General features: G+C 71.1%; 16 protein-coding genes and 3 tRNA genes. 5 read left to right on the top strand and 14 right to left on the bottom strand.

What is annotated here, in order from left to right:
• Nucleotides 1-55: 55 nt before the first annotated feature.
• Both KGD83_RS21915 and KGD83_RS21910 read right to left on the bottom strand, forming a co-directional pair.
• Nucleotides 56-577: a hypothetical protein gene (locus tag KGD83_RS21915; protein WP_212640950.1), complete on the bottom strand. Its 522-nt coding sequence runs from the start codon at nt 575-577 to the stop codon at nt 56-58.
• Nucleotides 577-918, bottom strand: a complete 342-nt coding sequence (locus KGD83_RS21910) for a hypothetical protein (protein ID WP_212640949.1) — start codon at nt 916-918, stop codon at nt 577-579. The genes KGD83_RS21915 and KGD83_RS21910 overlap by 1 nt, the downstream gene beginning before the upstream one ends.
• Nucleotides 919-1,073: 155 nt before the next feature.
• On the opposite strand from KGD83_RS21910, the gene KGD83_RS21905 reads away from it, so the two are divergent.
• Both KGD83_RS21905 and KGD83_RS21900 read left to right on the top strand, forming a co-directional pair.
• Nucleotides 1,074-1,146 (top strand) — tRNA-Asn (locus tag KGD83_RS21905).
• A gap of 165 nt (nt 1,147-1,311) precedes the next feature.
• Nucleotides 1,312-1,384 (top strand) — tRNA-Asn (locus KGD83_RS21900).
• 665 nt (nt 1,385-2,049) lie between these two features.
• Here KGD83_RS21900 and KGD83_RS21895 read toward each other — a convergent pair.
• Entirely contained in the window at nt 2,050-2,937 is an 888-nt protein-coding gene (locus tag KGD83_RS21895; RefSeq protein WP_212640948.1) for an SAM-dependent methyltransferase, read from the bottom strand.
• A 662-nt stretch (nt 2,938-3,599) separates the two neighbouring features.
• Between KGD83_RS21895 and KGD83_RS21890 the strand changes: the two genes are divergently transcribed.
• Nucleotides 3,600-4,304: a RibD family protein gene (locus KGD83_RS21890; RefSeq protein WP_212640947.1), complete on the top strand. Its 705-nt coding sequence runs from the start codon at nt 3,600-3,602 to the stop codon at nt 4,302-4,304.
• Complete coding sequence (locus KGD83_RS21885) at nt 4,301-4,771, top strand: cytidine/deoxycytidylate deaminase family protein (protein WP_212640946.1); 471 nt, start codon at nt 4,301-4,303, stop codon at nt 4,769-4,771. Before KGD83_RS21890 ends, KGD83_RS21885 begins: the two co-directional genes overlap by 4 nt.
• A gap of 27 nt (nt 4,772-4,798) precedes the next feature.
• Here the strand turns inward: KGD83_RS21885 and KGD83_RS21880 are convergent, their stop codons facing one another.
• From KGD83_RS21880 to KGD83_RS21870, 3 genes are all read right to left on the bottom strand, one after another.
• Nucleotides 4,799-5,143, bottom strand: a complete 345-nt coding sequence (locus tag KGD83_RS21880) for a hypothetical protein (protein WP_212640945.1) — start codon at nt 5,141-5,143, stop codon at nt 4,799-4,801.
• Nucleotides 5,144-5,556: 413 nt separating this feature from the next.
• Nucleotides 5,557-8,049 (bottom strand): DEAD/DEAH box helicase, encoded by a 2,493-nt coding sequence (locus KGD83_RS21875; RefSeq protein WP_212644550.1) that lies wholly within the window; start codon nt 8,047-8,049, stop codon nt 5,557-5,559.
• Nucleotides 8,050-8,205: 156 nt separating this feature from the next.
• Nucleotides 8,206-9,195 (bottom strand): malate dehydrogenase, encoded by a 990-nt coding sequence (locus tag KGD83_RS21870; RefSeq protein WP_212640944.1) that lies wholly within the window; start codon nt 9,193-9,195, stop codon nt 8,206-8,208.
• Nucleotides 9,196-9,462: 267 nt separating this feature from the next.
• Between KGD83_RS21870 and KGD83_RS21865 the strand changes: the two genes are divergently transcribed.
• A tRNA-Ile gene (locus KGD83_RS21865) sits at nt 9,463-9,536 on the top strand.
• Between the two features lie 130 nt (nt 9,537-9,666).
• Here the strand turns inward: KGD83_RS21865 and KGD83_RS21860 are convergent.
• The 8 genes from KGD83_RS21860 to KGD83_RS21825 all read right to left on the bottom strand — a co-directional run bounded on the left by KGD83_RS21860 (nt 9,667) and on the right by KGD83_RS21825 (nt 17,853).
• On the bottom strand, nt 9,667-11,121 hold the full coding sequence (locus KGD83_RS21860; RefSeq protein ID WP_212640943.1) for a tyrosine-type recombinase/integrase: 1,455 nt from the start codon (nt 11,119-11,121) through the stop codon (nt 9,667-9,669).
• The gene (locus KGD83_RS21855; protein ID WP_212640942.1) at nt 11,121-11,336 is read right to left on the bottom strand and encodes a helix-turn-helix transcriptional regulator; all 216 of its coding nucleotides are present in this window, start codon (nt 11,334-11,336) and stop codon (nt 11,121-11,123) included. The genes KGD83_RS21860 and KGD83_RS21855 overlap by 1 nt, the downstream gene beginning before the upstream one ends.
• Nucleotides 11,333-11,518, bottom strand: coding sequence for a hypothetical protein (locus KGD83_RS21850; RefSeq protein WP_212640941.1), 186 nt, complete (start codon nt 11,516-11,518; stop codon nt 11,333-11,335). The genes KGD83_RS21855 and KGD83_RS21850 overlap by 4 nt, the downstream gene beginning before the upstream one ends.
• An 84-nt stretch (nt 11,519-11,602) precedes the next feature.
• On the bottom strand, nt 11,603-13,408 hold the full coding sequence (locus KGD83_RS21845) for an ATP-binding protein (RefSeq protein WP_212640940.1): 1,806 nt from the start codon (nt 13,406-13,408) through the stop codon (nt 11,603-11,605).
• Nucleotides 13,409-14,383 (bottom strand): bifunctional DNA primase/polymerase, encoded by a 975-nt coding sequence (locus KGD83_RS21840; protein ID WP_212640939.1) that lies wholly within the window; start codon nt 14,381-14,383, stop codon nt 13,409-13,411.
• A 182-nt stretch (nt 14,384-14,565) separates the two neighbouring features.
• Nucleotides 14,566-15,003, bottom strand: a complete 438-nt coding sequence (locus tag KGD83_RS21835) for a hypothetical protein (RefSeq protein WP_212640938.1) — start codon at nt 15,001-15,003, stop codon at nt 14,566-14,568.
• A gap of 370 nt (nt 15,004-15,373) precedes the next feature.
• Entirely contained in the window at nt 15,374-17,380 is a 2,007-nt protein-coding gene (locus tag KGD83_RS21830; RefSeq protein ID WP_212640937.1) for an FtsK/SpoIIIE domain-containing protein, read from the bottom strand.
• Between the two features lie 80 nt (nt 17,381-17,460).
• Complete coding sequence (locus KGD83_RS21825; protein ID WP_212640936.1) at nt 17,461-17,853, bottom strand: hypothetical protein; 393 nt, start codon at nt 17,851-17,853, stop codon at nt 17,461-17,463.
• Nucleotides 17,854-18,044: the final 191 nt, after the last annotated feature.

Here is an 18,044-nt window from a genome sequence, read left to right as displayed (position 1 = left end):
GGGGCCTTCCCGCCGCCCGGTACCGGCCGGACGGCGAGGGGTCCTCGGACGCGGCTCACACGCCCATCTGGTCGTGGAGGGCGTCCAGGGAGCGGGAGACGGCGTCTGGCAGGCGCGGATCCCGCTCATCCACCCCCTCACCCAGGTGGATGCGCCAGGCCACCTCGGCGCCGCCGGGAGCCCGCCGCGCCACCAGGCGAAAGCCGGTGGAGGAGTCCGGGTCGGGGAAGGGCACGAAGCGGTTGACCAGGATGGTCGCGGTGACCCGCTCGGAGACGGTCTCGGCCAGGCGGCGGTAGTCCACGCCGCCGGCGCCGGGGTCCGAGCGCAGCCGCACCGTGTGCTCACCCGCGCCCTCCTCCAGGAAGGTGAAGGCGTCGGGGCTCCAACTGGCCCGGTCGATGTCCTGCCAGGGCACCGCGCGCCCGTCGGGCAGGTGCAGGGCGCGGGTGGTGGCGGCCAGGAGGGGCGCCGCCTCCCCGGCCGGAGAGGCGACGGGCGCGTGGGCCAGCACACGCTCGCCCCGCTCCAGCCGGGCGCGCAGCGCGGCGGGCACGCCCCTGGAGAACAGGGCCACTAGCGTTTCCCGCCGTTGCCGGGGGAGCCGTTCCCGTCCGGAGGCTGGGTGCCGTTGGACCTGTGGTTCTCCCACTCGACGAGTTCGACCTCCTCGTCGGTGGGCCGCGCGAGGAAGTCGCGCACGGACGTGACCGGCATCTTGTCCACGGCCTTGTCGTAGACGGTGCGGCCCGCGTTGCTGACCTGGGCGCCGACCAGCCCGGCGACCTCCTGGACGACCGGGCTGTCGGCCACCTTGCGCGCGGTGCGCGCGAGCTGCTCGTAGCGGGCCCTGCCCGCCCGTGCTCCCAGGACGTAACCGATGGCGAGTCCGGCGGCGAACGTGATCCGGTAACGCATGGTCTACCTCTTCACCCTTTGGAGACGATCGGCGTGATCCGTGCTCGACGTTACCCCGTCGCGACCCCGCCACACATGCCGACACCGGTCACGAGCACTCCGCGGGGACGCTAGGCTTGACGTGTCACCGCGGCCCGGCCGTGGGGCACACGCCATCCCGCGTAGCTCAATCGGCAGAGCAGCCGGCTGTTAACCGGCAGGTTATTGGTTCGAGTCCAATCGCGGGAGCGCTCGCAGGGCCCGTCGGAAGCATCCGGCGGGCCCTCGGCCTTTCCGCGGCCGGGCGGGCGACCGGAGCCGGTGCGCAGGTGCGAAAACACGTCGCGAGCACCCTTCGGAACGCGCTAGGCTAGGGGACGTCGCCGAGCCCCCGGGGTTCGGGGACGGGTGCTATCCCGCGTAGCTCAATCGGCAGAGCAGCCGGCTGTTAACCGGCAGGTTATTGGTTCGAGTCCAATCGCGGGAGCAGCAGGACAGGGTCCTTTCCCCACAGGGAAGGGGCCCTGTCGTTTTCGTACCCGGGCCTTCCGGTGCACGGAAAGCACTGGTGCCCGCACAGGGCGCCGCGGTCCCCGGAATCCCGGTCACCTCGGCTGTCACACGAGTCCGTGCGTCGGTACTTCGTTGCCGCAGGTTTTCCGGCAAACTTCCGTGTCTCCACGGGAAGTCCGCACGCGGCGGACGCGGCGTGCGCTGTGCTCCGGCCGGCCGGTGCCGACGGAGTGTTCTGCGGTGACGGCACGCCTGTGGGCTCCGGGTCCGGTCCGGCCGGTTGCCCGGTCGCCGGGACGGCGGCGTGGTGCGTTGGACGGGGCCGCGGTCGGAAGGCCACGGCCCGGGGCGGTATGCGCCCGGTCTTCGGCGAGGAGGGCGGCACCGGGTCCGCGCCCGTGCTCTGGGGCGCCATCCGTCGGTGCCGGGGCTCTGGGCCGGGGCGGCCTGGTCGTCCCGCCGGACATCCACCATCCGCGCCGGCGGTTCGGGGCCGCTGGAGTACTCCGAGGGTTCCCGTGGTCGGGACACGGGACCGCTCGGTGTCGGGGCCACTGGGCTGAGTGGCCTGGTGTGCGCGGTGGCGGACCTCGCCCGCTGCCGGTCCGGGCGGCTGCGACGCGGGGCGGAGGTGACGCCTCAGATTCCGGCGACTCCGCCGAGGAGCAGGCGGCGGTTGCGCTGGGGCATCTGGTAGCAGCCGGGTACCGGCGGGGCCACGGGCAGCGTGCGCCACCGCTGGACCTCGATCACGCCGGGCTCGGCGACGCGCCAGCCCTCGAAGAAGTCGAGGATGGCCCGCCGGGAGCGCCAGCGGCCGGAGCGCAGGCGCTCGGCGAAGACCTGCTCCAGTTGCTCGGCCCGCGCCGCGTCCTTGGGGAAGACGGCGGAGTCGGGTCGGCAGTAGTGGCTGAGGACCATGTGGCTGCCGGGAGCCAGGGCGTCGCGCAGGGCGGCGATGTGCTCGGCCGGGTGGTCGGCGTCGGAGGTGTGCGTGACGGCGCCGGTGAGCAGCAGGCCGACGGGCTCGTCCGGGTCGAGGAAGCTCCGGGTCTCGGAGCTGTCCAGGAGTTCGTCCGGACGGGTGAGCGAGGCGCGCACCGCGGTGGTGGTGCGCCGGTCGCGGAGCAGGGCGAGGTGGTGGGTCAGGACCACCGGATCGTCGGTGGCGTAGACGACGCGCGCCCGGGGGTCGCTCTCGTGTGCGATCTCGTGCGGGTCGCCCGGTGCGGGCAGCCCCGCGCCGAACTGGATGAACTGCCGGATGCCCAGGTCCGCGCACAGGTGGCGGACGGCGCGCTGGAGGAAGGCCCTCTCGCCCAGCACGAGGTCCTGGAACCCCGGCGCGGCTCGCTCCGCCCTGCTGGCCAGGTCCCGGTCCGCCTCGAAGTGGTCCTTGCCCTTGAGGTGGAAGGAGTGCAGCCGGGCCACGCTGGGCCGGGTCAGGTCAACGGCGGGCGGTGGGTGGGCGCGGACGTGTTTGCCCCCCGCCTGCCTCAGGAAAAGGGGGGAAGTGAATCGAGACATCGCCGTCCTCTTGTCTGAGGTGGGAAGAGTGGTCGACCACTGGATTGTATTCCGCGTGAGCGGTGTTGTTAACCGAGTCACAGACTCCGGTCATAAAAATCGGTGTTCGCGATGCCCGGGAAGTACTGCGGGGTGCGGCGAAGGGCGGTCCTGGGTGAGCTAGGGGTTATACACCTAATGTCCATTATGGGAGGAATCGGGATGTGCTCCGGAGGCCGCAAGCCCGTGACTACGGGCTTCCGGGGTTCCGCGAGCGCGCGTGTGTGTGGCGGTGGAGACGTGCGGGTAAGGGTGGTTGTGCCCCGCCCCGGAGCAGAGCCGCGGGCTCCTTCCCCGTGCGGGAACGGCGAAAAGCGCTCCCCGCTCATATCGGAGGGAAATTCCGCGCACGTAGTCGCCACCTGCGGAAATTCCTTGGCGCGCCCAGGAATGCGGCGCAACCGGTGAACGGCGGCGCGGCGGTCCGAAAACGCCGGCACACCGCTCGGACGCCGCCCCTTCCAGCCGCTGAACCCTCCCGTCACGGGCTCTCGCGGACGCGGGCACCCCTCGGACGCGGGCGTCCCCGGGCACGGACGGCTCTCCTTACGCGGGCACCCCTGTACGCGGACACTCTCCGGGCGCGGACCGCCAGGCCCCGCGCCGTGGCCTAGCCTGGTGCCATGGACCGCCCGTACACCATCCTCAGCTGCGCCATGTCGGTCGACGGACGCATCGACGACGCCGGGCCCGAGCGGCTGCGCCTGTCCAACGAGGCCGACTTCGCCGAGGTCGACGAACTACGGGCGGAGTGCGACGCCATCCTCGTCGGCGCGGGCACCCTGCGCGCCGACAACCCCAGACTGCTGGTGCGCTCCCCGCTGCTGCGCGAACGCCGCCGGGAGGGCGGGCGCACCGAGCACCTGCTCAAGGCCCTGGTCACCCGCAGCGGGAAGTTCGATCCCGCGGCCCGCTTCTTCTCCACCGGGGACGCGGGAGCCGTCGTCTACACCGGCGGCGCGGGCGTGGACACCGCCCGGATCGCGCTGGCCGACCGCCCCGCCGCCGACCCGCCCGCCGAGGTCGTGGACGCCGGGAACCCGCCCACGGCCAAGGCCGTGCTGGCCGACCTGGCCGCCCGGGGCGTCGTCCGCCTGCTGGTCGAGGGCGGCGGGCACATCCACACCCTCTTCCTCACCTCGGGGCTGGTCGACGAGCTCCGGTTGGCGGTGGCCCCCTTCCTGGTGGGACAGGAGGACGCCCCGCGCTTCGTCGTACCCGGGACCTTCCCTCAGACCCCCGACGCGCCGATGCGGCTTGTTGAGGCCAGGGCGCTGGGCGACGTGGCGGTCCTGCGCTACCGGCTGGACACGGGGGAGCGGGCGTGAGCGCCGGTCCGCCCCCCGCCGAGGGGGAGCCCGACGCCCGGTGGCTGCGCCGTACCGTCGAGCTGTCCCGCTCCTGTCCGCCCTCGGACACGGCGTTCTCGGTGGGCTGCGCCGTGGTCGCCGCCGACGGCACCGTCCTGGGCGAGGGCTACTCGCGCCGTGACGACCCGCACGACCACGCCGAGGAGGCGGCCCTGCGGGAGGTGGACGCCTACGACCCCCGGCTGGCCGGAGCCACCCTGTACTCGTCCCTGGAACCGTGCAGCTCCCGTGCCTCCCGGCCGCTGTCCTGCTCGGCGCTGATCCTGGCCACGCCCGTCGCGCGCGTGGTGTTCGCCTGGCGCGAGCCCTCCGTGTTCGTGGACTGCGACGGCGCCGAGCGCCTGCGCGCGGCGGGCCGGACGGTCGTGGAGCGGCCCGACCTGGCCGCTGGAGTGCGTGAGGTCAACGCCCACCTGCTGGGCTGAGCGGGAGCCCGGTGGACGGCGGCCGCGTCATCTGAGGTTGCCCGCGTAGGAGTACAGGCGGCGCGTCCGGGCCTTGGTCTCCTCGTCCTCGTAGGGGTTGGTGACGCGGGCGTGCACCGCCCCGGAGAAATCGTCCCACTGCTGGGCGCTCATCCGGGGCGCCCTGGCGTCGAGGTGGCGCATGGCGACGGGCTCCTCCATCTCCAGGAGTTCGTCGAGTACGTCGCTGGCCGACACCGACCTGCTCAAGGAGCCGGCGACCTCGCGAACCCTTCCGGCGAACTCCTCGTCCCTGGACATCCGGCGGGCGACGTAGGCGGCGGCCGCGGCGCCTCCCGCGGCGACGGCCCAGGCGATCAGGGGAAGGGGCATGGTCGAACCTCCTGTGTGTGAAGGTCCGCACGACCGCTGGAACGGGAGGGGTCGGCGGGTAGGGGAGCGGGTCCGGCGGCGCCGGACCCCGTGTCGTCCTTTCTACCCGCCGGAGGCGGCCCGACCCGGGTTGTCCACAGGCCGGAACCGGGGGTGGCGTCGCCCATGGCCGCGGGTGTCTGCTTGATACAGGGGCCCACCCCCCCGGACGGCATGAGCGTGCCCGGAAACGGCCGCTCCCGCTCGGCCAGCGGTGTCCGCGCGCCCAGCGGTGCCCGCGGCCGACCGCGTTCACCGCGGTGGCCGGTCACACCCTTCAACCGGTCGCACCCGTCAGCAGGCCATACCTGCCGACCGGTCGCACCCGTGAACCGTCCACCGTCCGCTGCCGCGGCCGGTGACGCTACCGCCCCCTACAGCCGGTCCACGTCCGCCACGTGCACCACCGCGCGCCCCTCGGCGTCGGACGCGGCCAGGTCCACCTCGGCGCTGATGCCCCAGTCGTGGTCGCCCGCCGGGTCGGCGAAGACCTGGCGGACCCGCCACAGCTCCGGCTCCTTCTCGATGAGCAGCATCGCCGGGCCGCGCGCGTCCGGACCGGTCCCGATCGCGTCGTGCTCCTCGAAGTAGGCGTCCAGGGCCTCCTCCCAGGCCTCGGCGTCCCACTCCCCGTCCTCGTCCAGCCGCCCGAGTTCGTCGTGGCGGCGCAGGGCGGCCAGCTCCACGCGGCGGAACATCTCGTTGCGCACCAGCACCCGGAAGGCCCGCTCGTTGGTGGTGACGGGCCGCACCTTCTCCTCGGCGGCGGCCGCGTCCTCCGGAACCTCCGCCTCGGGGTTGGTCAGCTGCTCCCACTCGTCCAGCAGGCTGGAGTCCACCTGGCGGACCAGCTCGCCCAGCCACTCGATGAGGTCGCGCAGCTCCTCGGTCTTGGCGTCGTCGGGCACCGTCTGGTTGAGCGCCTTGTACGCGCTGGCCAGGTAGCGCAGCACGAGTCCCTCCGAGCGGGCCAGCTCGTAGAAGCCCACGTACTCGGTGAAGGTCATCGCCCGCTCGTACATGTCCCGGGCCACCGTCTTGGGCCGGAGCGGGTGGTCGCCCACCCACGGGTGACCGCGCCGGTACACCTCGTAGGCGTGGCCGAGCAGCTCCTCCAGCGGCTTGGGGTAGTCGACCTCCTCCAGCCGCTCCATGCGCTCGTCGTACTCGATGCCGTCCATCTTCATCTGCTGGACGGCCTCGCCGCGCGCCTTGTTGAGCTGGGCGCCCAGGATCTGCCGCGGGTCGTCCAGGGTGGACTCCACCACGCTGAGTACGTCCAGCGGGTACGTGGGCGACTCCTCGTCCAGAAGGTCCAGCGCGGCCAGCGCGAACGTGGACAGCGGCTGGTTGAGCGCGAAGTCGGCCTGGAGGTCCACGGTCAGCCGCGCGGTGCGCCCCTGCGCGTCGGGCTCGGGGAGCGCCTCCACGATTCCGCCGTCCAGCAGCGACCGGTAGATGGCGATGGCCTCGCTGATGTGGCGGCGCTGCCTGGGGCGGTCGTCGTGGTTCTCGGTGAGCAGGTGCTTCATGGCGGGGAAGCAGTCGCCCGGGCGGGCGATCACGCTCAGCAGCATGGCGTTGCTGACCCTGAACCGCGAGGTCAGGGGCTCGGGGTCGGACTCGATGAGCTTGGTGAAGGTGGCCTCGTCCCAGGAGACGAAACCCTCCGGGGCCTTCTTGCGCACCACCTTGCGCCGCTTCTTGGCGTCGTCGCCGACCTTGGCCAGCGCCTTCTCGTTCTCGATGACGTGCTCGGGCGCCTGGGCCACCACGTTGCCCACGGTGTCGAACCCGGCGCGGCCCGCGCGCCCGGCGATCTGGTGGAACTCGCGGGCGCGCAGGCGGCGCACGCGCACCCCGTCGTACTTGCTCAGCGCGGTGAACAGCACCGTCCGGATGGGCACGTTCACGCCCACACCCAGGGTGTCGGTGCCGCAGATCACCTTGAGCAGCCCCGACTGCGCCAGGCGTTCGACCAGGCGCCGGTACTTGGGCAGCATGCCCGCGTGGTGCACGCCGATGCCGTGCCGCACGTAGCGGGACAGGTTGCGACCGAACTTGGTGGTGAACCGGAAGTTGCCGATCTCCGCGGCGATCGCCGCCTTCTCCTCCTTGGTGCACATGTTGATGCTGGTCAGAGACTGCGCGCGCTCGACCGCCTGCGCCTGGGTGAAGTGCACGATGTACACGGGGGCGTTGCCGCTGCCGAGCAGTTCCTCCAGCGTCTCGTGCAGGGGGGTGACCCGGTAGTCGTAGTAGAGGGGGACTGGGCGCTCGGCCGAGGCCACCACCGCGGTGGAGCGCCCGGTGCGCTTCTCCAGGTCCTCCTCGAAGCGGCTGACGTCGCCCAGGGTGGCCGACATCAGCAGGAACTGCGCCTGCGGCATCTCCAGCAGCGGCACCTGCCACGCCCACCCGCGGTCGGGCTCGGCGTAGAAGTGGAACTCGTCCATGACGACCGTGTTGATGTCGGCGTTCGCGCCCTCGGCCAGGGCGATCTGTGCCAGTACCTCCGCCGTGCAGCACACGATGGGCGCGTCGGCGTTGACGCTGGCGTCGCCGGTCATCATGCCGACGTTGTCGGTGCCGAAGATCTTGCACAGGTCGAAGAACTTCTCCGACACCAGCGCCTTGATGGGCGCGGTGTAGAACGCGCACTCGTCGCGGGCCAGCGCGGCGAAGAGCGCGCCGGTCGCCACCATGCTCTTGCCCGAGCCGGTGGGGGTGTTGAGGATGACGTTGGACCCGGAGACGACCTCGATGAGGGCCTCCTCCTGGTGCGGGTAGAGGGTGAGGCCCCGCTCCTCGGCCCACAAAGCGAACGCCTCGAAGAGGGAGTCGGGTTCTGGTTCGGCCGGAAGCACATCGATGAGACTCACGGTCTCTATACTGCCTGCTTCCCGGCCCCCTTGGGGACGGTGGCCGCCGCACGCGGGGCCTGGGGCCCGCGACGACGACGGGCGCACCCCGCGCGGGGTGCGCCCGTCACGTCACCGGTGTCCCGGTGCGCGTCGCGGTGCTCAGACCAGGCCGAGCTGCTTGACGGTGTCGCGCTCCTCGACCAGCTCCTTGACGGAGGCGTCGATGCGGGCGCGGGAGAAGTCGTCGATCTCCAGGCCCTGCACGATCTCCCACCTGCCGCCGCGCGAGACGACCGGGAAGGAGGAGATGATGCCCTCGGGCACGCCGTAGGAGCCGTCGGAGGGGATGGCCGCGGAGGTCCAGTCGCCCTCGGGGGTGCCGTTGACCCAGTCGTGGACGTGGTCGATGGCGGCGTTGGCGGCGGAGGCCGCCGAGGAGGCGCCACGGGCCTCGATGATCGCGGCGCCGCGCTTGGCGACGGTCGGGATGAAGTCGTTCTCCAGCCAGGCCTGGTCGCCGACGGCCTTGGCCGCGTTGGCGCCGTTGACCTCGGCGTTGAACACGTCCGGGTACTGGGTGGCGGAGTGGTTGCCCCAGATCGTGAGCTTCTTGATGTCGTTGATCGACACGTCGAGCTTCTTGGCGAGCTGGGTGAGCGCGCGGTTGTGGTCCAGGCGGGTCATCGCGGTGAAGCGCTCGGCCGGGACGTCCGGGGCGTGGCTCTGCGCGATGAGGGCGTTGGTGTTGGCGGGGTTGCCCACCACCAGCACGCGGATGTCGTCGGCCGCACCGGCGTTGATCGCCTCGCCCTGGGGCTTGAAGATGCCGCCGTTGGCCTCCAGCAGGTCGCCGCGCTCCATGCCCTTGCCGCGCGGGCGGGCGCCGACCAGCAGGGCGACGTTGGCGCCCTGGAAGGCCTGGGTGGCGTCGTCGAAGATGTCGATGCCCTGGAGCAGCGGGAAGGCGCAGTCGTCCAGCTCCATCGCCGTGCCCTCAGCGGCCTTGACGGCCTGCGGGATCTCCAGCAGGCGCAGCTTCACCGGGGTGTCGGCGCCGAGCAGCTGGCCGGAGGCGATCCGGAACAGCAGCGCGTAGCCGATCTGGCCGGCGGCGCCGGTGACGGTGACGTTGACGGGTGCTTTGGACATGACGTGAACTCTCCCTGACGACGTTTCGCGACCCGCGATGCTCACAACGGGTTCGACGCGGCTTCTGTACCGGGCGCTGGGGGCCGTCCAGGCGCGCGCCGCACCTCACCACCCTAGACCGCGCGCTCACGCGTGCTGTGACCCAGGTGCGCGGTACGTGTCTTCGCGCCGTCCCGGGCAGGCGGTCGGGAGACCCTGTCCGGTAACGGATTTAGGGCGGGGAAACGTCGGACCCACCCTGTTAGGATGGCGTTTGCCGATCACGGCGGGCCGGTAGCTCAGTTGGTTAGAGCAGGGGACTCATAATCCCTGGGTCGCGGGTTCGAGTCCTGCCCGGCCTACCCTCTCCGAACACGAAAAAAGCGCCTCCCACCTGTGCATACAGGCAGGAGGCGCTATCGCTTTCCCTACGGTTGGCTACGGGCTTCTACGGTCTGGTCCGGTTGCCCACGCTGAATACACGTTGAAGTTTCAGAAGCCCTCGAACCCGGCCGCGGCCCGGCGGCGCGCCTCCTGTTCCCGGCCCTCCAAACAGCGCGCATAAACACGAAGCAGGACATCGACGCTGTGTCCGGCCCATTTCGCCACCTGGGGAGGGTCGATTCCCTCGTTCAACCATGTGGAGACGCAGGCGCTGCGCAGGTCGTAGGGGCGCCGGGCCAGGGGAGTGTCGAGCTGGTCCCTGCTGAGGGCCGCCTGCCGGGCCCTGCGCCAGGCCTTGGAGTAGGTGCTGGTGGCCAGCTGCCGACCCCGCTCGCCGAAGAACACCAGACCGTTCGGCCCCCTCTCCTCCCGCTGGCCGTGCTCCCACAGGATGCGGCTCAGCAGCGGCAGGCAGGGGACCGGCCGGGTCTCGCCCTCCGCCCGCCCCTTGGGCGGCCTGGTGTCCCGCTGACAGCCGCTGTCCGTCCACCGGCGGCCTACGTCAGGGGCGACCTCCCGCACCGTGATCTCACCCCAGGCGTCCTCGGGAGCGACCCACCCACCCGTTTTCTGATCCCGGGTAAAAACGGGCAGCTTCACGTCGGACCAGAGCAGATTCACGGCTTCCTCGGGCCGCAGCGCGGCGAAGTACATCACCGCGAAGAAGGGCCTCAGAAGCTCACCGCTGCGGTTCTCCGCGGCCAACGCGTCCAGCAGCTTCCGGGCGAGCGCGGGGCTGGGCACCGACCGCTCGTCGACGACGTTGTTGACCTTCGGCGGCGTCCATTTGATCGCACCCGCGGGATTGCGGTGGAAGCTCACCGGATTCGCCTCCAGATGACGGCGCTCCACAGCGTAATCCAGGCAATGCGACAGGATCCGCTTGCCCTTCACCGCCGACTTGGCCCCGAGGCTTCCGCCGCCGTTCTCGGGCAGCTTGCTGGTCACCTCGGTCAGCGCCCTCCGGGCCACGGCCGGGTCGCTCAGCCGCTGTACGGGCAGAGTGTGATCTTTCAGCCATGTCAGCGCCTGCTCGATCTCCGGCGGGCGCTCCCCGTCCCGGTGCACCTTGTTGAGAGCCCAGTTCCGCATGGCCGTTCGCAGCAGGTCATCGGAGGGGCGGTCGGTTGCTTGGTCGTTCACCAGGGCGACCGTGGCCTTGGCCAGGTACTTGCCCCGGTCGAGGCGGTGACTCGCGGAGACGCCCCAGTGGGCGTCCACGTAGTCGCACACGAAGGAGAACCAGGAGACCTCTGAGATCTTGTCCGCCTCCGCCGGGTCCTTCCAGGAGGCGGGCCGCCCCGTGGTGAGGCTGAACGCCTCACCACGGTTGGTGGCGGCCACCAGCTCGGATCGGAAGGAGTCGGCCATGGCGGCGGTGCTGTGCGGTTCACGGAACCCGTTCTCCCCGACCCGCCAGCGCACGGTGTGCGTGGTCTTCCGCTTGCCCCTGTAGACCTCGATCTTCTTCCAGATCCGAACGTCGTAGGTGGTGGAGTCCATCAGGAGGCGTCCTCCAACGCGGCCATGTACTGCTCGAAGGTCGACCGGCGGATGCGGAGCTGGCCGTTGGGCAGCTTGGCGCACTTGGGTGCCCGCCCCTTGGCCCGCCAGTCGTTGAAGGTGGACCGGGCGATGCCCAGCTCCTCGCAGAACTCGTCCACGGTGAGCCAGTTCCGGGAGCGCTGCGCCGGGATGCGGAGGGCCTTAGTGCTCATTCGGGTGATACCTCCAGGTAGACGCGGACGTGGCCGGGGTTGTGGCGGCTCGGGTAGCGCCCAGAGGGGTCGGCGGAGGCCAGCGCGGTGGTAATGGCGTCCACGACCCGGGCCACGGCCTCCGGCGGTCCGATCACGCGGACCCTGGCCAACTCCAGGCGCGGCTTGCGGTGGTCGGTCATGCTGGGAGTGCCTTTCCTTCGGGTTGGGTGCGGCCCCGGCGGGTGCTTGGCGGTACGAGCCGGGGCCGCTTCTTGTGAGCGCGGTCAGGTGCGGTGGCGGTGTGCGCAGATCGTGCACACCGTCGGGTGCGTGGTGGCCTCGAAACGGCGGAACGTGGACCCGCAGGAGGTGCACCGGCCGCTCTCCACCGGTTCGCCGGGCGTCTTTTCAGAGAGTGCGGGGAAGCCAGCCTCCGCAGGCTCCGTAGCCTCCGCGACCTTCTGTGACCTGCGGTGATGCGCGGAGTCTGGTGCGGAGGCTGCGGAAGCCGGAGCCTGCGCGTCCGACGGGTCGGATGTGACTCGCTGGTCAAAAAAAGGGGCGTCCTGCCTGGTCACCGGGGTGGCCGGGGCAGGACTGGCGTGCGGAGCCTGCTGCGGAGGCTGTGGATCTGGGCTCTCCAGGCTGTGGGCGGTGAAGGTGTAGAGCTGGCGGCGGTGCCGGTCCTGCGAGCGCCCGGCCTCGGCCACTGTGATGCCGATGCTGCGCAGCACCGGAGCATCGCGCTTGAGCTGGCCGGAGGCGCGGGTGGCGTCCACCGGCCACGAGCGCGGCCGCGGGTCCGGCGCGTCGATGAGGGCCAGGAGCTGGCTGATGGAGCCGGTCCACTCCTGCTGCTGGTCGACGAAGTCGGCCACCGCGCTGGTGAACGGCTTGGCGTCCAGCAGGTCGGCGGTGGTGACCTGTGAGGCGGTCAGGTAGGTGTCCAGGGTGTTCCACCCCGTGACCGTGTCCAGGGCTCCGAGGATGCGCGCGAAGTCGGCCATGCGGGGCAGCTCGGCCAGGTGCGTGGTGGGCAGTTCGGCCAGCACCTTGCACAGCAGGTCGAGCAGTGCGGCCCGGATGGCGGGCGCGTCGCGGTGGTAGGCGGCGGCGACCTCGCTGTGGGCGCGGCGCTGCTCCTTCTTGATGGGCAGGAACTCCACCGTCAGCATCCGCTCGGACAGGTCCGAGGCCAGGGCGCCGGTGTCGATCGAGGTGAGCGCGATCAGCCGCCGGAAGCTGAGCACCGACACGTCGTCGTCGGAGTACAGGGCCCGGTCGACCAGGCCGTCGCCGGTGACGGCCTTGCACAGGGTGTCGGAGAGCCACATCGGGATCGTGGAGACGTTGTCCAGGCACACCGCCCAGGAGGCACTGGCCACGGTGGCCCAGGTCTTGATGTCGCGGGGCAGGGAGCGCAGCGCCGCCGGGCTGGGGTCGAGCAGGTTGATCAGCATCTCCAGCGCGGTGGACTTGCCGGTGCCCTGCTCGCCCTTGCCGCCCAGGATCGGGTGGGGCAGGTCGGGCATCATCCCGGCCACCATCCACCCGACGATGAGCCGGAACGAGGGCTCGTCCACGTTGAGCAGGTCCCGCAGCGCGGCCAGGCCCTGGTCGGTGTGCCCGGCCGGGCCGGGCTCGGACATGGGGCTGGTCAGCTTGGTGCGCCGGAACAGCACCGGGCTGTGTTCGGCGACGTGCCAGCCGCCGGGGCCGGCGACCACGCACCGCCCGTCCGGGGTGCCCAGGTCGATGACGACCTGTTCCGCGGTGTCGGTGCGGTGGGTGGCCAACCGCAGGTGGATGGGTTGGGGTTGTTGGTCCATGGCGCGTCCTTCCAGGACGGAGATGGCGTCGGTCAGCGCGGACTGGGAGGGCACCGAGTGGTGCTCTGCGTAGTACTGGCGGGCCAGTTGCACCCGCAGCCCGTCCTTGCGCAGGAGCGGGAAGGCGACCCGGGGGCCGCCGCGGCGGACCGCGTAGGTACGGCCGTCGTCTCCGGCCACGACGTCGACGTGCCGGTCAGCCAGTTCGATCAGCAGGGTGGCCTGGCTCGGCTTCTTGTCTTTGTCGTCGCTGGAGTTCATCTAGGCGGCCCTCCGGGGCGGTCGTCGGTTGCGGTTGGTGCGGCGGGCCTCGCGCAGGCCCTTGGCCAGGCCGGAGCGGATCGTGGCGTCGATCTCCCGGACGGGGTTGGGCTCGCCTGCGGCGTTGGCGTCCAGGGCGGCGCCTCGCAGCGCGTCCTGGATCCAGGCGGTCTCCAGCAGGCCTTCGCGGGCGAGCTGGCCCAGCGAGGCAGCGGCGATGTAAAGGCTTTCGTTGCGGGTGCCGGGCGGGGCGTCGCGAACCCTGGCTAGCTCTCCGGTCACCGCCGCCTTGACGTAGGCGACCCGGCGGCGGTCGTCGCGGGCCACGTCGGCGAACACGTCGCTCGCGGGCCCCGGAGACAGAACCGGCGCGGCGGCGGGCCGATCCGGGGAAACGGGCCTGCGCAGCAGGCTCCCTATCCATTCCGGCAGGTCGGCCGGGTCCTCGCGGTCGGTGACCTCGTAGCGGCCCGTGCCGTCTGCGGCTGTGACCGGGCAGCCGGGGCCGACCACGTACCCGCCGTGGGCGCGGGTGTCAATCAGCCAGCCCAGGCTTCCGGAGGTGTTGCCCAGCCGGGGCCCGGCGGGGTGGGTGAAGTACAGGTGCGTTCCGCCCCGGCGGGTGCGCACGGTGAAGGTGTCCGTGGGCAGGGCCTGTCCGGCGCGTTCGGCGAGCACGGCCAGGACGTCGGCGCCGTCGGTGACCCCGGGCAGCGCCCACTCGGGCGGCGGGGTCTGGTCGGGCTTGGGTACGTCCAGGTCGACCACGACCAGGCGGGCGGGGCCGGTGGCGATGCCGTAGTTCGCCCGGGGACACTCCCGCCACCAGGACCGGATCCGGTCGGGATCGGTGGTCGCGGCCTTCTCCCAGGCCCGCACCAGCGGGGGCTTCTTGGAGTTCGGGGTGAGCGGGAAGACGGGCCAGCCGCGGCGCGCGGCGGCCAGGGCGTAGTCGAGTGGAGTGAACGCAGTCATCTCTCTCCTCACAGGCGGGTGCTGTCATGGAGAAGGGGGCGAAACGCCAAGGTTGTGACGTCCCGACCCCTTCTTTTTCGCTCAGGTCCATCACGGCGGTGTCCCTGGCCTGCACAAAGGGGAAGGGGCCGGTCCGTCACCTCGTGACGCTCCGGCCCCGGTCGCCCTCGCAGGCGGTGGGTTCAGGACTGGTCGATGAGCCAGTCGGGGAGCTGGCGGGGTGCCAGGGTGACTGTCACCCGGTCGCTGGCCTGAGCGGCGGTGACCATGGCGGTGGCGACGGCGGCGGTATTGGTCGCGTCCAAGCCCACGAGCGTGTCCCGCAGGTCCACCGGCTCACCCGTTCCGAGGGAGGCGGCGATGCGCAGCACGGCAACCTCGGAGGAGGAAGCGGGCAGCGCGTCGGCCAGGGCCCGAACCGTTTCCTCCCAGTCGATGATGGCGACGGGCCGGGTGGGGTCGGACAGCTCCTCGGACGGGACGATGTCCACGCACCGGTCGAGGAAGTCCCGGCGGGCCAGCCAGGACTCGTGTGCGATGAGCAGTTCGACGGCCGCTCGGTCGGCGGCGAATCCGTCGGCCCAGTTGCGCAGGCTCTGAACCAGGTTGGGGTTGGTCATACTGGAAGTTCTCCTTCGGCATAGGGAGAGGTGGCCCCGGCCGGGCTTGGCAAGGCGTAGGCCGGGGCCGCTTGTATGGCGGACCGGGTGGTCCCCCCGATCCGTCCCGCAGGACGGGCGGGACGGACCAGAGGCACCAGGCGGTCAGCCGTGGATGTGCTTGTGGAAGGCGCGGAACGCCATGGCGAAGGCCTTTCGTGCAGGAGATGACGAACCCCCGCCCGGGGTGGGTCCCAGGCGGGGGTTCGGGGGTGGCCCTAGAGGCCTTAGAAGGCCAAGAGAGCAGGTCACATAGGGTTTTGGTGTCTAGTGGCAGGGCCAAGGATCTAGGCCCTGAGGGGCTAGTTCTAGGCCCCACCAAGGGGGTGTTCTAGACCCTCTCCAGGGCCGCCAGGACGGCCTCCTTCTCGTATCCCTGGCGGGTCGTCTTGGTGGCGGGATCCTCGATCTTGGCGGCCCACACCCCCTTGGACACGACTCCCAGAGGACGCAGCATCTTCGCCAGCGTTTCCTGGGTCAGGTCGGCGAACTCGTCGGTCTTGGCCAGCCGGGCCACGAGCATGTCGGAGTGGACCTTGTCCGCCTCCCCCATCGCTCCCAGGACCGCGTTGAGCAGACGCACGTCGGTGCGCTCATCGCTCTTGGGTAGGGTCCCAGCCTCCTTGCGCAGCGCCCAGGCGCGGTCCGCGATGGCCTGGAGCTCCCCGCGGTCGGGGTCGATGAAGGCCGCACGCGTTTGCACCGGGCTGCTGCCCTCAGCCAGGACGTAGCCGGCACCGCGCTGGTCGGGCTCGAACAACGCCGCGCTGTAGCCGCGCCCGGCCCACCCAGTGCCGAGGATGGTGTCGGAAGCGGCCGGGGTGGTGCACCGCAGCGCCCACCGGATGGACAGGATGTCGCGCAGCCGGGTCGGGACGACCTCAGCGGCGGGCCGCTGGGTGATGACGCCGGTGATGATCCCGGCCGCGCGGCCCCGACCCACGATGTCGGCCAGCGCGGTCATGAACTCCTTGTCGGCTTTGGTGTCGCCGGAGGCGGACCAGAACTGGACTTCGTCGATGTGCACCACGATCGGGTGCAGGTCGTACTTCTTGGCGATGGCCTCGGTGACCTTGGGGGCGCCGATCTTGCGCAGGATCTTGTAGCGGCGGTCCATCTCCGCGATGACCTCGCGCAACATCGCGATCATGGCCTCGGGGCGCTTGTCGGTGAGCACGAACTTGGCCATGGGCTCCCACACCATGAGGTCGAACCCGAACTTGCCGTCGGCCAGGTAGACCTGTGTCCTGGGGTCGAGGAAGAACCAGGCCAGCACGTTGTTGGAAGCCACGCTCTTACCGCCGCCCGGTTCCCCGCCGATCATGTAGGAGCGCTCGACCATCTTGAACTCCACAGCCCGGCCGCGGGCATCGCGCCCAGCGAAGAGCTTGTCAGTCCAAAAGTTCACCTTCTCCGGCGCCCGGGTGGCCAGCGGGTTCTCCACTCGCGAGCCCTGCATGGGGTCCTCATCAGCCACCCACAGGCGCACCCGGCCGTTGTGGCCCTTGACCGGGTCCAGGGCGACTTGGACCTCGTCCACACCGATCGCTCCGGCCAGTTCCCCGCGCTTCTTGGTGGCGTTCTTGTAGGTGGTGCCCGGGGGCAGCTCCAACGTCGCCTCCCACGCGCCATCGGTGCGGGTGACCGGGCCGACCACGCGGATCTGGTCGACCTGCTTGGCCAGCTTGGCGGCCACGAAGACCCGCTTGACCTCCTTGCCGGAGGGGGAGCCGCCCAGGGCGGCGTGCCCGGTCTCCGCGTCCCCCAGCGCGGCGCGGCGCCGCTCCAACCCTCCGGCCACGGCCAGGACCATGAGCAGCGCGATGATGGGCACGGCAGGGGTGAGTAGGAACCAGGCCGCGGTTCCGGCGACGGCGGTGGTGCCGGCCCCGGTGAGCACGACGTTGCGGCGCTTCTTGCGGGTGGTCAGCACCAGCTCGGGCTTGACGGCCAGCTGGGTGTCGAGTTCGGCGGCGGTCATCCACCGCCACACGTGCCCGGCCCCGCGGGCGGTGCCCACGCTGCCGTAGACCAGTTCGTGCTTGAGCACCGCCAGGGCGAGCTTGTCGGGCCGCTTGGCGACCTCCCCGGCCTTGTGGGCGGCGGTGCGCACGGAGGCGGGCATGGCCACGGCGCGGGATTTGGGGCGCAGGGCGACCTCGGTCGACGGTGCGGGCTCCTTGGGCTCCTCCTGGTCCTCGTTGTCGGTGACGATCTCGGCGTCCACGACCTCCGACTCCTCCCCGACTTCCGGCGACGGGCGGCCGGGGAAGGCGATGACCTCAGCGTCGTGGATCTCGGTGTCGTCGGGTTCGCGTTCGGGGTGGGTGGCGGACATGCTGGTGGTGCCTCTCTGGTGAGGTGCGGGCGGCGGCGGATCTTGGCGGTGAGGCCGACGCCCGCTTGGTGGTGGGTGGGTCAGTAGTCGTTGATGTCGAAGTCGGTGGTGAACTGCTCAGCGCTGTCCAGGCCGCCCTGGACGAACTCGTAGATGCCGATGAACGGCCCCGATGCGGCCAGCCACAGGCAGGGCACCAGCAGCGCTAGCCACGGGGTCAGGCCCCGGGTGCCGCCGTCCTTGAGCTCGAAGGTCACCCAGGCTGTGCCCACGACTGCGATGAGGGTGGCCAGGCCGTCGAAGGTGGCCGAGTCCAGGCTGCGCACTCCGGCCACGGCGTAGGGGGCGATGAAGGGCACCACGGCGAGCCCGGCGATGAGCGAGGTCAGGGTGAGCATCCGGCCCCGCTTGCCGAAGATCAGCAGCGTGATGGCGAGCCCGGTCGCGACCAGGGCGACGATCCCGCTGGCCATACAGGCTCCTTCCTGTGTAGGGCGGGCCCGGCCGTGCGGCCAGGCCCGGTGTGGATGAGGGTCAGCGGGAGCGGGTCTCGTCGCGGTGGCCGGAGATGACCAGGCCGATACCGAGGGCTAGAACCAGACCGAGGATGAGCAGCTCGAACACGGTGTGTGCCTTTCTGGTGAGGTGGGGTGGTGGCGGATCG

Source organism: Nocardiopsis akebiae (assembly GCF_018316795.1).
Taxonomy (GTDB): Bacteria; Actinomycetota; Actinomycetes; order Streptosporangiales; family Streptosporangiaceae; genus Nocardiopsis; species Nocardiopsis dassonvillei.
The sequence above is the reverse complement of the archived record's forward strand: the minus strand, read 5'-3'. Positions and strand labels throughout refer to the sequence as shown.